The organism is Methylomonas sp., assembly GCF_023228165.1.
In the GTDB taxonomy this organism is placed as follows: Bacteria; Pseudomonadota; Gammaproteobacteria; order Methylococcales; family Methylomonadaceae; genus Methylomonas.
In genome coordinates this window covers 124748-138811 of record NZ_JALOBS010000014.1, presented here as the reverse complement: position 1 = coordinate 138811, position 14064 = coordinate 124748, and the positions used below count along the sequence as shown (strand labels likewise).

Below are 14064 nucleotides of genomic sequence, written 5' to 3'. Positions count from 1 at the left end.
TTTGAATATGGCGGAGAGCTAGGGATTCGAACCCCAGGAAGGGATAAACCTTCAACGGTTTTCAAGACCGCCGCTTTCGACCGCTCAGCCAGCTCTCCAAGAGCCGCGCATTATGCCAGATAATTTTTTTAAATCCAGCATTTTTTCTTGTTACCATAAAATTTTCCAAACCGATCCCGGTGAGCAGTCTGAGTCTTCCGTCTAAATTATTGCTGATTGCGCAGTCCGCCCGGATGCTGGTGCAATTGGCGGTGGATGCCGGGTTTGAAGCGGTTGCCGTCGATTGTTTTGCCGATCTGGATACCGTGGCATTGGCCGTGGAAACGGTCAAGGTCGACAATTTGGCCCTGGCTACTATCCTGCCGATTACCGAGGCCTTGGCGAGCAAACACGGTTTGACACATGTGGTTTACGGCAGCGGTTTCGAGCCTTACGCCAAAAGTTTGGCTTATTTGGAAAACAGGTTGGTTGTGCTCGGCAACACGGCGGCACTCTTCGGGTGCTTGCAAAACAAACCGGCCTTTTTTCAGCAGCTTAAGCACTTATCCATCAAGTATCCGGAAACGGTTTTTTCCGCGCCGACACGAGGCGGCGATTGGTTAATCAAGCCGATGCAAGGCGAGGGTGGTGCCGGCGTTGCTCGATTTACTGTTGGCCAAACCGTCGACGCGACGCATTTTTATTGGCAACGCCAGCTAAGTGGCGAAGTATTGTCGGTTTTGTTTGCGGCGGGTTTGGGGCAGGTCAGGGTGTTGGGGTTTAATCGGCAGTGGGCGACGAGTGGACACGATGATGAGCAGCGTTTCCTGTTTGCCGGCGTCCGCAACCATGCGCGGATATCGCCGCGAAACCGCGCGTTATTGAGCGAATGGCTGGCGAAATTGGTCGGCTTGTATCCGTTAAAGGGTTTGGGAAGCTTGGATTTTATTGTGCACGATGGCGAATGCTATGTGTTGGAGATCAACGCCCGGATTCCGGCCAGCGCCCAGCTGTACGGCACGTCGGTTTTCAACAAGCATTGCCAGGCCTGCCAGGGGGTGCTCGGTGATGCCGAATGGGCACCGCCGGTCGGGTTTCAAATACTGTTTGCCGAAAAAGAGCTGCTGGTACCCGCCGGATTAAGCTGGCCGGAATGGACGGTCGACAGGCCCGCGAGCGGGGTATTTATTGGCAAGGGAGAGCCGGTTTGCAGTATCATTGCCGCCGGAAACGATGCTGCTCAAGTCGAAGCTCGACTACGGCATCGGCAAATCATCATCGACAATTTTTTAAATACAGGTCATTTAAGTCATGCAATACCAAGCTAGCGTCAATAAACTTACCCAGCCTTTGGTGGCTCATCTGCTCGATAACGCCGATAAGTTGAGATTGGGGGTCGAGAAACTGGAAAACGGTTGCACGATTATTGATGCCGGCATCAATGTGCCGGGTGGTCTGGAAGCGGGTCGTATCATTACCGAGATTTGCATGGGCGGCATGGGCACCGCAACCCTTTCGCAAAGCTGCTACACCGATAACTGGCCGTTGACGATTAATGTGCATGCCACCAACCCGGTGTTATCCTGCCTGGGCAGCCAATATGCCGGCTGGAGCTTGTCGCATGGAAAATATTACGCACTGGGTTCGGGCCCCGCGCGTGCCATGGCCACCAAAGTCAAGGACGGTGCGGTTGAGCCGGTCGAAGAGCTGTATAAAGAACTGGAATACCGCGATAGCAACGACAAAACCGTGTTGGTGATCGAAAACGACGCCGTACCGCCGCTTGAAATTGTCGAAAAAGTAGCCGCCGCTTGCGGTGTGTCGCCGGCTGATTTGACTATTATCGTCACGCCGACCAGCAGTTTGGCGGGTGGTGTGCAAGTCGTGGGCCGGGTGCTGGAAGTGGCTATGCATAAAGCCCATGCCTTGCATTTTCCGTTGGAAAATATCATCGACGGTAGCGGTTCCGCGCCTGTTTGTCCGCCGCACCCCAATTTCGTTAAAGCCATGGGCCGCACCAACGACGCGATCTTGTTTGCCGGACAGGTACATTTGTTTGTTAAAGGCAGCGACGAAGCGGCCGAGAAGTTGGCGAAAGAATTGCCAAGTTCCACATCCAAGGATTACGGTAAGCCGTTTGCCGATATTTTTAAGGCTTATGAATACGATTTCTTTAAAGTCGACGCCATGCTGTTCAGTCCTGCCGTTGTGATTGTGACTGCGGTGGAGTCCGGCAAGAGTTTCCGGGCCGGTAAATTGGATAACGCCTTGCTGGATCAGTCTTTCGGTCTTTAAAGATTATTTTATTGCAAGCCGGGCTTTATGAGTCCGGCTTTTTTGTGTCCATCTAAAAATCGTGATCAATCCATTGCGTCGAATAGCCATTATTACCGATGACCCCGGCTGGCACGGCAAACAGCTTTGCCGGGCCTTTACGGCGCGCTCCTGCGCCGCTGAGTATGTTTCCCTTACCGATTGCAGACTCCAGGTTAGCGATGAACTGCCGGTTTTGATCCCCGGTTTTGAACAAAACCTACCCGATGCCGTGTTCGTGCGCGGCGTGCCGGGCGGATCGCTGGAAGAGGTGGTGTTTTATCTGGATGTGTTGCATGCCTTAAAGATATTGGGCGTGCCGGTCTATAACGATGCGCATGCCGTCGAACGTAGCGTCGATAAAGCCATGACCAGTTTTTTGTTACAAAATGCCGGTATTTCCACCCCTAAAACCTGGGTGCTGCGCGATCGAGAACAGGCCTTGGCCATCGCGGAACAGGAATTGGCCGCGGGGCATTATTTAATCAGCAAACCTTTATTCGGTTCGCAGGGGGAAGGCATCCGCCGGATTGAAAAATCCACTGATTTACTATGGCTTACCGGCAGTCATGGCATTTATTATCTGCAGCGTTTCGTCGAGTGCCAGGGCGACGGCTATTCCGACAAGCGGATCTTCGTGATTAACGGTAAAGCCGTGGCGGGTATGCGTAGGCGGGGGATTTCCTGGTTGAATAACGTGGCCAGGGGGGCGTCCTGCGAAACTATCGAATTGACTGCCGAACTGACGGAACTGGCGATCAAAGCGGTTGCCGCTCTACATATGGATTATGCCGGGGTCGATATTATCAAGGACCGCGACGGCCGGCTGACGGTGATTGAAGTCAATAGCGTGCCGGCTTGGAAAGGCTTGCAGGGCGCCTGCGGCGTGGATATTGCCGGGTTGTTGGTCGATGATTTGGTGCAGCGGCATATGTACAGCATTAAGGCAGTGGCATGATCGTTCAGCAGGCGCTGACGGATGCCTATATACACGCCTGTGAGGTCGAGTTGCAGGCATTCAAGCCCGGCAATGTCAGTGTATTTAGCGACGGTCACGATATGACGGTAGATGATTTCAGGCTTAGCGCTGAAGTCAGCGCGGCACCGCTTACCAATCCGGCTTATAGCCTGGGCGAAAAAATCTATTACGCGGTCAAAGCGACCCACCAGGCAGTCGCTTGCAACACCAATCTGGGAATTATTCTGCTTTGTGCACCGTTGATGCAGGCCAGCCAACTGTCGGACCGGCCGGTCGATTTACGGCAAGCGTTAGACGACGTCTTAAATAACAGCACCGAGCAAGATGCGGATTGGGTGTTTCGGGCGATTCTGCTGGCGTCGCCCGGCGGCTTGGGCGAGTCCGAGCAGCAGGATGTCCATCGGCAAGCGACGGTCACCTTGTTGCAAGCCATGCGGATCGCGGCGGACAAGGATAGAATTGCCTTGCTGTATACAAATTGCTTCAAAGATATTTTTGATTTTGCAATTTTAACGTATAATCGTGCTTTCGTTTTGTCTGGTGATAGCGGCTGGGCTGCATTAAAGGTTTATGCCGAAATGCTAGCTCGTTATCCGGATAGCCATATTGAGCGAAAGTATGGAAAGCAGTATTCAGAGTGGATTGCGGAGGAGATGGCTTTGCTATGCAAGGCGATGGATACCGCTAATAAGCCGGAAGAGGTTTTGCCGATGCTGTATCGCATCGACGAGGCTTTTAAGGCAAAAAAAATCAATCCGGGTACAACCGCTGACATCACTGTCGCAACAGTACTGGTGGTGCTACTGGAACAGCTTTTTAGACAAACTGATGTCTAAAAAAGTGTTTAAGGGAATTGCCCAGAAGCGTCTATAAACGGACTAAACGTGTCTTTTACTTGGTTCAATCTTATCTTTAGGGGATAAATTAAAAATGGCTAAAATTACAAACATGCGTGTTGGCGAATCTTTGGTTGGCGAAGGCAATGAAATTGCTCACATCGACTTGATCGTCGGCCCACGTGGCTCAGCTGCTGAAACTGCGTTTGCGAACGCTTTGACAAACAACAAAGACGGTTTCTCCACTCTGTTGGCTGTTGTTGCACCTAACCTGATGGTTAAACCAGCGACCATTCTGTTCAACAAAGTCACCATCAAAGGTTCAAAACAAGCTGTTCAAATGTTTGGACCAGCTCAACGTGGCGTTGCCATGGCTGTCGCTGATTGCGTTGAAGACGGTACTATCCCTGCTGACGAAGCTGATGATTTGTTCGTATCTGTCGGTGTTTTCATCCACTGGATGGCTGAAGACGACGCTAAAATCGAATCATTCAACTATGCCGCAACCAAAGAAGCTCTGAAACGCGCTATTGCGGGTTCACCAACTGCTGCTGAAGTTGTTGCTGGCAAAAAAGAAGCAAAACACCCATTCGCAGTTAACAACGAAGCATAAGTTGTTGCTAGCCTAGGTGGCTAAAATACCCCGGCTTGCCGGGGTATTTTTTTGCCTATAGGTTTTTGATTTGCGCACTACCGATAGTGCCGTTGTGTAGAGCCGTGGCCAGCAGCGCAGCGTGTATACCTAAGTTTTTAAGGTTTTCCAAATCGGCTGCATGACGTATGCCGCCAGCGGCGATGAATTGCTTTGCCGGATGTCGGCGGCAGAATTCGGTCAGTTTTTCCAGGTCCGGACCGCTGTTACTACCCACCCGGCTTAAGGTCATCACGATAATCTTATCGGGCCAGAATTGACTCTGCTCGAACCAGGAGTTGTGACCGGCCGGTTGTTGATTTTTATAATCCAGGGACAGGATGTAGGCTTGTCCGGATTGGCAAGCCGAATTTTGCTGGGATTCCGTGCCGATTACGCATTTCTGATTCGGCCAGCCCGCGCTTATCTGAGATAATTGGCTGCCGCTATCGATCCAGAACTCGATATCGGGATAGGCAGTCAGCATCGATTCGATTAACGGCCGATGGTGGCCCGAGCCGATAATGGCGTTTAAATCGGCAATATAAAATTGTTTGAAGGGATGCAAATTTAAAAACCCCGTCATAACGGCATCGATATCGCTACTGCCGGTTAAGGCGGAATATAGATGTATCGGTTGATAGTGGGATCGATTGCCGCGCTGGGCATATACGACCAATCCATCTTTTAAATCGATCACTGGGACAATATGCATATTAGGTGTAACGGTTGAAAATTCTAGTATTCGAATACATCACGGGCGGCGGAATGGCAGGACGGCCGCTACCTGTTTCGCTGCTGTCCGAAGGTCGTATGATGTTACAGGCTTTGCTGAACGATCTGAAGTTTTTACCCAATTTACCTGTGCTTTTACCGCTGGACGATCGCTGTCTGAATGTTTCCTTACCGCGCAATACCGAGGTTGTGCCCGTCTCCCAAACCGACGACATCAAGCAAATTTTGGCGGAATTGATTCAACAAGCCGGCTTGGTATGGCTAATTGCGCCGGAGACAGAAGGCATCTTGGCGGATCTGGCGCAAATAGTAACCAGACACCAAAAAATTTTATTGATGTCGCAGTCTGAAACACTGGCCATTTGCGCAAACAAGCTGTTTACCTACCGTTGCCTATTGGCCAACGGCATTCCGGCGGTTGAGACGCTGAGCTTGGCCGGTTTGAATAAGCCACCGTTTCCGGCCTGCGTGATTAAACCGATCGACGGGGTAGGCTGCGAAGGCAGTTTGATCATCGATCGTCCGATAGACTATGCCGCCGCCATCGAGAACCTTTTGCACCACGAAAGCCTGTTAGTGCAGCCGTTGCTGGCTGGGCCAGTGCTGAGTTTGTCTTGCCTGTTTAAGCAGGGCAGAGGCTGGTTGTTATGCTGCAATCAGCAGCACGTCACGGTCAGGCAAAACCGTTTCAGTCTGCAGGCTTGTCTGGTGAACGCCGCTTATCCGCAATTGGCGCTTTATCAAGAATTAGTAGATCGGGTTGCCGTTGCCATTCCCGGGTTATGGGGTTATATCGGCATCGATATTATCGACACACCGGACCAGGGCCCGCTGATACTGGAAATCAACCCTCGCCTGACAACTTCCTATGTCGGCATCCGGCAGGCAACCGGCATTAATGTAGTGGAGCAGGTGTTACGCTTGCTGGACGGCGATCCATATTTATGCTTTTCCAGCAATCAAGCCGTACAGGTTGAAATTTACTAAGATCCGACTATGCAAAAAAACATCATGGGCTGGGATATCGGCGGCGCCCACGTCAAGGCTGCGCTACTCAATGAGGCAGGCGAAGTACTGCAGGTGGTTCAGCGGTCTTGCCCGCTTTGGAAAGGTTTGGCCCATCTGGAGCATGCTATCCAGGCGGTTTTGCAAGTTTTGCAAGGCCCATGCGACCGCCATGCCGTAACCATGACCGGCGAATTAGCGGATTGTTTTTCCGGGCGGGAACAAGGTGTGGCAGCCATTATTCAAACCTTACGAGCTCAATTGGGTACCGCGAACCTGTTGATTTTCGCCGGCAGCAAGGGTTTTATCGGCGCGGAAGCGGTGAATCAAAGCGATTACCTGGCTATTGCCTCCGCTAACTGGATAGCCAGTGCCCAATTAGCCGCAAAATACAGAGAGCGGGCTTTATTTGTAGACATAGGCAGTACCACCGCCGATATCTTGCTGATTGAACAACATACCCTGCAGGCCGTGGGTTACAGCGATTATGACCGCTTGGTGTCTGCTGAACTGGTTTATACCGGCATCGTGCGGACAGCGGTAATGGCGGTTGCCCAGCAGGCCGAATTCAACGGACAGAGCATGGGGCTGATGGCCGAATACTTTGCCACCATGGCCGATGTATACCGCGTCACCGGCGATTTAAACGAGGCGCATGATCAAAACGATAGTGCCGATGGCGCCGAAAAAACCGCCTTGGCCAGCGCCCGACGCTTGTCGCGCATGACCGGTTACGAATTTACCGAAACCGACTGGCCGCTATGGCGGGCATTCGCCAAAACCTTGAAGCAACAGCAAAAACACAAGTTGCGTCAGGCCTGTTTGAGGCAAATGCACAGAAAAGCATCGGCCGAAGAATTGGGTTTCATCGGAGCCGGCGTGGGACGTTTCTTAGTCAAGGAAATCGCCGATGAGCTCGGGCTTGCTTATCTGGATTTTAGCCGGTTACTGAGTTCATCGGTGGCGGTTGGCGAAATCGATGCCGCGGATTGTGCCCCAGCGGTTGCCGTGGCTTATCTAGCCCGCGAGGTTGGTTAATATCATCGGCTGGTATAAAATCGACAGCTTGCTACGCTGCCTTTCGGCCAAGCCGGATCGTCAAAATCACACCACTTAATGCCTTTAACTAAAGTCACCAAACAATCACTGCCTTATATTGAGGACAGCTCCCTATTATTTGCCGGCTGCGCGAATCGGCCTTGGGCGGTTTATCTGGACAGCGCTTTTCCTGTCAGTCGGCAAGGCCGCTTCGATATTATGGCGTATCAACCGGTTTGTACCTTGCAGACCTTTGGCCATTCGACGCAGATTAATCAGCAAGGCGTTCAAACCATCAGTAGCGAAGATCCCTTCGAATTGCTCAAAGCCAGATTGGGCGAACCGCTGCCCGCCATAGACGAATTGCCGTTCAACGGCGGTGCAATCGGTTATTTTGCCTATGATCTGGCCCGGCGCATCGAGAAATTGCCGGTACTGGCCCGGAATGCCGAACAACTGCCGGACATGGCCGTCGGCATTTACCGTTGGGCGGTGGTGGTCGACCACCAAAAACGGCAAAGTTGGCTGGTGGGTTACGGCCTTACCGATGACCTGATTGAACAGGTATCCGCGCAATTTAGCCGCTTGCCCGAGCATTTCGACTTAAATGACTTTAAAGTCATGCAGGCACCACAGTCGAATATGAGCCGACAAAGTTACGGACAGGCTTTTGGCAAAATAAAGCGCTATTTGAAAGAAGGCGATTGTTATCAGGTTAATTTAACCCAACGCTTTTCCAGCCCTTGCCAGGGAAACCCCTGGTTTGCTTATCAGACACTACGCAGAATCAATGCCGCACCGTTCAGCGCCTACTTGAATTTGCCCGAGGTGCAAGTATTAAGCTCTTCACCCGAGCGTTTTTTGCGGGTCATAGCCGGTCAGGTTCAAACCAAGCCTATCAAGGGTACTCGTCCGCGCAAAGCCTTGGCCGCCGAAGATCAAAAACAAATGGCCGCCTTGGCCGCCAGCGCAAAGGACAGGGCGGAGAATGTGATGATCGTGGATTTACTCCGAAACGATCTCAGTAAAAGCTGCAAGGACGGCTCTGTGAGAGTACCTGAATTGTTTACGGTGGAAAGCTATGCCACCGTGCATCATCTGGTCAGCACCGTCACTGGCGAGCTGGCCGCAAATCAACATGCGCTGGATTTATTACGGAGTTGTTTCCCGGGCGGATCGATTACCGGCGCGCCTAAAATTCGGGCCATGGAAATCATCGAAGAACTGGAGCCGCACCGCAGAGGCGTCTATTGCGGGGCGATCGGCTATATCGGTTTCGACGGTAATATGGATACCAATATCGCCATCCGTACATTGGTGCATAATCAGGGCAGCATCCGTTTTTGGGTGGGGGGCGGCATTGTCAACGACTCGGATGAAGACGCCGAGTATCAAGAATGCTTCGATAAAGCCGCCGCTTTGCTGCAATTGCTGCAACAGTTCCAACAATGATCACCGTGATCAAGCTGGGCGGCAGCTTATTGTCGGCGCGGGTATTGCCGGCCTGTCTGGCAAAATTAACCGGCTTTCCGGGTAAGGTATTTATCGTGCCGGGTGGCGGCGTGTTTGCCGACCAAATCAGGGTGGCGCAACAGCAGTGGCAATTTGATGATCTTACTGCGCATCGCATGGCGATTTTGGCGATGCAGCAGATGGCTTTGCTGTTTAAGAGCCTACAACCGGATTTTGAGCTGTTCGAGCAAGTTGCTGCCGCGGGCGATTGTGTAAAAGCGGCCATTTGGTCGCCCTGTCTGCGTGATCTGGAACAGCCCGATATCGCCGCCAGTTGGGATGTTACTTCGGACAGTTTGGCCGCCTGGCTAGCCCGACAAGTAGCCGCGGACGAATTGTTGCTGGTTAAATCCTGCCCAATCGAGCCGGAAACGCCACTGGACCAGCTACAACAACAAGGCGTCATCGATGCCGGCTTTCTTAAATTTGCGGACCAAGCCGGGTTTAAAATTACCGTTATCAATAAAGACTGTTTTCTATCTTCGCATGCTCAGATTCATTAAATTACTTTTGAACAAACCTTTGCGTAATGCCTATTACCAAAGCCGGGAGTCCTTACTCGGTCACCACAAGCGCGATATTGTGGTGGTGCAGGTTGATCAAGCTTGCGAGAGTCTTAAAGATAGCCGGGACCAATTCGTCGACGCGCTGGAAAAATTCAAAACCATTGCCAGGCACGACGACAGTCCCTTGGAGATACGTTATCAGCAATTGAAGAAGCGCTACGATATCTGCCGCGGCAAAGCCGAGCAGGTCGCACTGCGCATACAAGCTATAGAAGAAGTCAGCGAAGCCTTGTTCGCCGAATGGGAGGCCGAATTGGATTTGTATAGTAGCCGTTCATTGCGGGCGCGCAGTCAGCAACAGTTAAAAAAGTCGCGGCAGCAATACGGGCGATTGGTTAAAGCTTTACGGATGGCAGAATCGCGCATGCAGCCGGTGTTGGCGGCATTTCAAGACCAGGTATTGTTTTTAAAACACAATCTCAATGCCCATGCAATCGCGGCGCTGCGGCACGAGTTTATCGAGATGGGAGTGGACATATCCAAATTAATCGAGGTGATGGAAAAAACCATCAGCGAGGCCAGCCAGTTCGTGTCCGTATTAGTGGAACAAAAACAACTGCCGGCCCCGGTTTTGCGGCGCTGAAATTACATGGATTGCATTTTGTAGTCGACGCGGTGAGGGTTTGAATTGTCGCGGGCATCCGGGGTTTTTTTGCGGTTTTGATCGATACGCTCCTGGGTGTATTGAGCAATCATTTGGTCCCAGTTGCTGTATTGTTCATAGTCTTTGTTGCCGCTGGCTTTGCGTTGTAAAAACAACTCCTGGCCCTTGGCTATCAATTGGTCGGGAGTTTTACCGTCGATTTCGTTCAAAAATTCTTTGTTATTTCTGATTTCATCACGCAAGGTCCAGAATGACACTTCAAATTCGATGCGCTGATCCAGCGGTAGTTTTTCTTTGATGGAGTTGACCGATCTGTTGACTGTTTTCAGGCTGCTACCATTGATTTGATTGCTTCTATTGCAACCGATCGCTAACGCACAGACGAGAATAACTAGAATAGTTGTCGCTTTTTTCATAATGAAAGCCCCCCAGTGGCCTAAATAAACAATCCCGGAATTTTATATTTATAATGCTATGGTCCGGGCCATTAAACAAACTAAATTACTCGGTAATTATAAACCCAAGCCCTTTTATCATGCTGGAATTTATCCAACTTCTCAAACAGCGATACCAGTCCGTGCTTGCGCTACTGGATATGAAAAGTCCTCTGTATTTTGAATACCAACAGCGTATCGAGCAACTGCTTTATGCAGAGGCCTTTCTGCGCAAGGGGCTATTAATCCACGACTTTCCGAAATGTCCACTGCAAATTGCCGTGATTGGGCCTACTCAGGCCGGAAAAAGTTCGATCGTCAACGTGCTATTAAATGATGTACTGGCGGGAGTCAGTCCGCTGGCCGGCTATACCGTGCATGCGCAAGGATTTTGCCATCGGTTGACCAGCGACGATTTAGATGGATTGCAGCATTATTTTGGCCGCTTTCAATGTTTGGATGCCGCGGCGCTTAGCCGTAACCGTTTTGATTGCTATTCCGTCGGCAACAGTTTGTCGCAGTCGGACTTGTTGCCGGCATGCGTGGTATGGGACACCCCGGATTTCGACTCCATTGACGCCATCGACTACCGGGAAGGCGTGATCAGGACGCTGGCCCTGGCCGATCTGGTGGTACTGGTGGTTAGTAAGGAGAAGTATGCCGATCAGTCGGTTTGGGAAGTCATGAAAACCATAGAGGCCTTCGGTCAGCCTACCCTGATTTGTTTGAATAAACTGGCGGAAGGCAGCGAAACACTGGTGCTGGATTCGTTGCGGCAAAAATGGCAACAAACCCGCGGCGATCCCATGCCGAAGGTGGTTCCCTTGTTGTTTGAAAAACCTCGGACCGTGCCGGTTTGGCCGCTAAGCGCTCAAACCGCGCTTTTCGAGCTGGCAAAACAGCTCGACCAAAAAAAACACGCCGAGCAGCAACAACTGTTTTTGAATCGATATTGGCGGGAATGGCTGGAGCCGGTATTTGCCGAACATCGCGCCCAACGCCAATGGCAAAGCCTGATCGATCAATGTCTGGAAGAGGCCGGATCGGCCTATCGGCGCGATTTTCTGGATCATCCGCACCATTACCATACCTTTCAGGCCGCGTTGCTGAATTTATTGAAGCTGCTGGAAATACCGGGCTTTGCCAAAATCCTCAGTAAAACCCGACGGGTGATGACCTGGCCGGTACGCAAATTAATGAGCTTGGGTCAAAGCGGGTTTCAAAGCAGCCCGGACCAGGAAATCAGCATTCTGAATCAAATCGGCGATCATGTCATGATCCAGTTGGCCGATAAACTGCTGGACAAAACCGAAACCGAGACCTTGAACGGCGGTTGGTGGCGCGAAACAGCGGTATTGCTCAGGCAGAAAAGAGCTGAACTGAGCCTGACTTATCAACAAGCCGTGTTGGTGTATCACCAAGATTTTCTGCAAGATGTCGATGCCGCGGCGCATCGGCTGTATTACAAACTTGAAGAACAGCCGCTGGTTTTGAACAGCTTGCGAGCGACCCGAATTTCCACCGATGCAGGAGGTATGTTTCTGGCGATTCAGGCCGGCGGCATCGGCGTACATGATCTGGTGATTACCCCACTCATGCTGACAATTACCTCGCTATTGGCTGAAAGCGCCATCGGCGGTTACATGCATCGAGTCGAAGCGGAATTGAAACAGCAGCAAATGCAAACGGTTAAAACCCGGCTGTTTCAAACGGTTTTGCGTGAGCAACTTTATCAACTACCGCTGCAGATTCAACTTCCCACCCGTTTTAATATCACCGAACAACAGTGCCAACTGGCAGAACAAGCGCTGAAAGAGAAAAAACATGGCTTACGAATACTCTGATTTATTAGCCCAGGCACAAAGCTGGGCGCAAACCGCCATAGCGCAAGGTCATTTGCAAGACACCAGCGCGCGCGAGTTATTCGAGCTCGATTTGCGCAGCCCCGAACAATTGTTTGCCAGCCAACCTGCCCAGCCTAGGCCTCTTATCGTGGCGTTTATAGGCGGTACCGGAGTGGGTAAAAGTTCTTTATTAAATCGGCTGGCCGGACAGGCGGTAGCCAAGGCCGGTATCGAACGCCCCACTTCGCGCGAAGTCACTTTGTACCATCACCGCTCGCTGCATTTGCAGCAATTGCCGGCCAACCTGCCGCTGGATAAAACCAAGCTCGCGCTGCACGATAATCCGCAAAACAGTCATATCGTCTGGATAGACATGCCCGATTTCGACAGCATCGAGTTAGCCAACAAGACCCTGGTGCTGGAATGGCTGCCGCATATAGACGTCTTACTGTATGTTGTTAGCCCGGAGCGCTACCGGGATAACAAAGCCTGGCAATTATTGAAAGCCGAGGGCGGAAAACATGCCTGGTTGTTTGTTATGAACCAGTGGGATAGGGCGGTACCGTCTCAGTTGGAGGATTTTAAACAGCAATTGAGCAAGGCTGGATTTACCGATCCGCTAGTGTTGTATACCAGTTGCACCGAACCCGACGCCGACAGGTTTTCCGAATTGTTGGAACAACTTAACGCCTTGTCGTCTCAACAAACCATGTTGCAAATGGGCCAGCATAATGAGCGTTTGCGGTTACAGGCATTGGCTAAGCTGTTACAGCGGTTTTCGCAAAATCTCGATCGACAGGACTTTACCGGCTTGCAGCAACATTTTGCCGAAAACTGGCAACAAGCGGAAGTCACTTTTCCACAAGGGTTGGCTTGGGCGTTTCATGCCTATTCTGAGGCATTGGCCAATCGGCCGGACGCCAAAACCGATATTGTAGTTTGGGATGCTTGGGCGCGGACACGTCTCGGCGATGTATTGGAAGACCTGTTGCAACAGGCCGATCAATATCATATTGCCAGTAAAGCGTTAAAACCCAGGCTGGAAACCCTAAAAAACGCTATAAACAAAAATGCGGCCCAACAGATTGAATTAGCGGGGCGGCAAGCGCTACTAAAACCCGGCAACGGTCTGCAGCGTTTTTTGATGCATTTAACCAGTCTTTTCGAAACCTTGCTGCCGATACTGGCCATGCTGATTGTCGGTTATCAGGTCTTTTCCGGTTACTATCACAGCGCTGCTGAATCAAGCGCCTACCTGGGTGTGGATTTCGCCGTGCACAGCATTTTATTAATCGCTCTGAGTTGGCTGATACCGTTTTTTCTGCATAAAAAATTACAGCCTTCGTTGCAAAAAGCCGCGCTGCAAGGATTGCATAAAGGTTTGATTCAAGTTCTGTCCGGATTTAAAGCGGAACTGGAACAGGTTGTGCTGGAGACGGAGCAGGGTAGCAAGGCCTGCCGGCACAAACTGCGTAAACTTGCCGAAAAGACCGAGGCCGACGACAGCCTGGATACCGGCAGCCAGGATGATTTATTGAAGCGTGTGTTGATCGGCTAAAGCGCAATAGGGTTTTGACCGAGCTTGCAC

General features: G+C 51.3%; 14 protein-coding genes and 1 tRNA gene. 12 read left to right on the top strand and 3 right to left on the bottom strand.

From position 1 onward, the window contains the following. Positions 1–8: 8 nt before the first annotated feature. Positions 9–98: transfer RNA gene (locus M0R33_RS12595), tRNA-Ser, on the bottom strand. Positions 99–179: 81 nt separating this feature from the next. Between M0R33_RS12595 and M0R33_RS12590 the strand changes: the two genes are divergently transcribed. From M0R33_RS12590 to fae, 5 genes are all read left to right on the top strand, one after another. After that, positions 180–1307 (top strand): ATP-grasp domain-containing protein, encoded by a 1128-nt coding sequence (locus tag M0R33_RS12590; protein WP_292569453.1) that lies wholly within the window; start codon positions 180–182, stop codon positions 1305–1307. Next, entirely contained in the window at positions 1291–2274 is a 984-nt protein-coding gene (gene mch / locus M0R33_RS12585; protein ID WP_292569450.1) for a methenyltetrahydromethanopterin cyclohydrolase, read from the top strand. The genes M0R33_RS12590 and mch overlap by 17 nt, the downstream gene beginning before the upstream one ends. 73 nt (positions 2275–2347) lie before the next feature. After that, a complete protein-coding gene (locus M0R33_RS12580; protein ID WP_292569462.1) occupies positions 2348–3250 on the top strand; it encodes a RimK family alpha-L-glutamate ligase in 903 nt (300 codons plus the stop codon). Next, a complete protein-coding gene (locus M0R33_RS12575; RefSeq protein ID WP_292569447.1) occupies positions 3247–4107 on the top strand; it encodes a triphosphoribosyl-dephospho-CoA synthase in 861 nt (286 codons plus the stop codon). The genes M0R33_RS12580 and M0R33_RS12575 overlap by 4 nt, the downstream gene beginning before the upstream one ends. 94 nt (positions 4108–4201) lie before the next feature. Then, complete coding sequence (fae, locus tag M0R33_RS12570) at positions 4202–4720, top strand: formaldehyde-activating enzyme (protein WP_292569443.1); 519 nt, start codon at positions 4202–4204, stop codon at positions 4718–4720. 55 nt (positions 4721–4775) lie between these two features. Here fae and M0R33_RS12565 read toward each other — a convergent pair whose 3' ends face one another. Beyond that, complete coding sequence (locus M0R33_RS12565; RefSeq protein WP_292569440.1) at positions 4776–5453, bottom strand: HisA/HisF-related TIM barrel protein; 678 nt, start codon at positions 5451–5453, stop codon at positions 4776–4778. Between the two features lie 14 nt (positions 5454–5467). Between M0R33_RS12565 and M0R33_RS12560 the strand changes: the two genes are divergently transcribed. The 5 genes from M0R33_RS12560 to M0R33_RS12540 all read left to right on the top strand — a co-directional run bounded on the left by M0R33_RS12560 (position 5468) and on the right by M0R33_RS12540 (position 10177). Then, a complete protein-coding gene (locus M0R33_RS12560; protein ID WP_292569437.1) occupies positions 5468–6460 on the top strand; it encodes an ATP-grasp domain-containing protein in 993 nt (330 codons plus the stop codon). Between the two features lie 9 nt (positions 6461–6469). Then, positions 6470–7516 (top strand): hydantoinase/oxoprolinase family protein, encoded by a 1047-nt coding sequence (locus M0R33_RS12555; protein ID WP_292569435.1) that lies wholly within the window; start codon positions 6470–6472, stop codon positions 7514–7516. Positions 7517–7594: 78 nt separating this feature from the next. After that, positions 7595–8968 (top strand): aminodeoxychorismate synthase component I, encoded by a 1374-nt coding sequence (gene pabB / locus M0R33_RS12550; protein ID WP_292569432.1) that lies wholly within the window; start codon positions 7595–7597, stop codon positions 8966–8968. Then, entirely contained in the window at positions 8965–9531 is a 567-nt protein-coding gene (locus tag M0R33_RS12545) for a uridylate kinase (RefSeq protein WP_292569430.1), read from the top strand. Before pabB ends, M0R33_RS12545 begins: the two co-directional genes overlap by 4 nt. After that, positions 9515–10177: a DUF2959 domain-containing protein gene (locus M0R33_RS12540; protein WP_292569427.1), complete on the top strand. Its 663-nt coding sequence runs from the start codon at positions 9515–9517 to the stop codon at positions 10175–10177. The genes M0R33_RS12545 and M0R33_RS12540 overlap by 17 nt, the downstream gene beginning before the upstream one ends. Positions 10178–10179: 2 nt before the next feature. On the opposite strand, the gene M0R33_RS12535 is transcribed toward M0R33_RS12540, so the two are convergent. Further along, positions 10180–10614 carry a hypothetical protein gene (locus M0R33_RS12535; protein WP_292569424.1) on the bottom strand — a complete coding sequence of 145 codons (435 nt, stop codon included), beginning with the start codon at positions 10612–10614 and terminating at the stop codon, positions 10180–10182. A 119-nt stretch (positions 10615–10733) separates the two neighbouring features. Here M0R33_RS12535 and M0R33_RS12530 point away from each other — a divergent pair, with 119 nt between their 5' ends. After that, entirely contained in the window at positions 10734–12476 is a 1743-nt protein-coding gene (locus tag M0R33_RS12530; protein WP_292569421.1) for a GTPase domain-containing protein, read from the top strand. After that, positions 12457–14034 carry a GTPase gene (locus M0R33_RS12525; protein WP_292569419.1) on the top strand — a complete coding sequence of 526 codons (1578 nt, stop codon included), beginning with the start codon at positions 12457–12459 and terminating at the stop codon, positions 14032–14034. The genes M0R33_RS12530 and M0R33_RS12525 overlap by 20 nt, the downstream gene beginning before the upstream one ends. Positions 14035–14064: the final 30 nt, after the last annotated feature.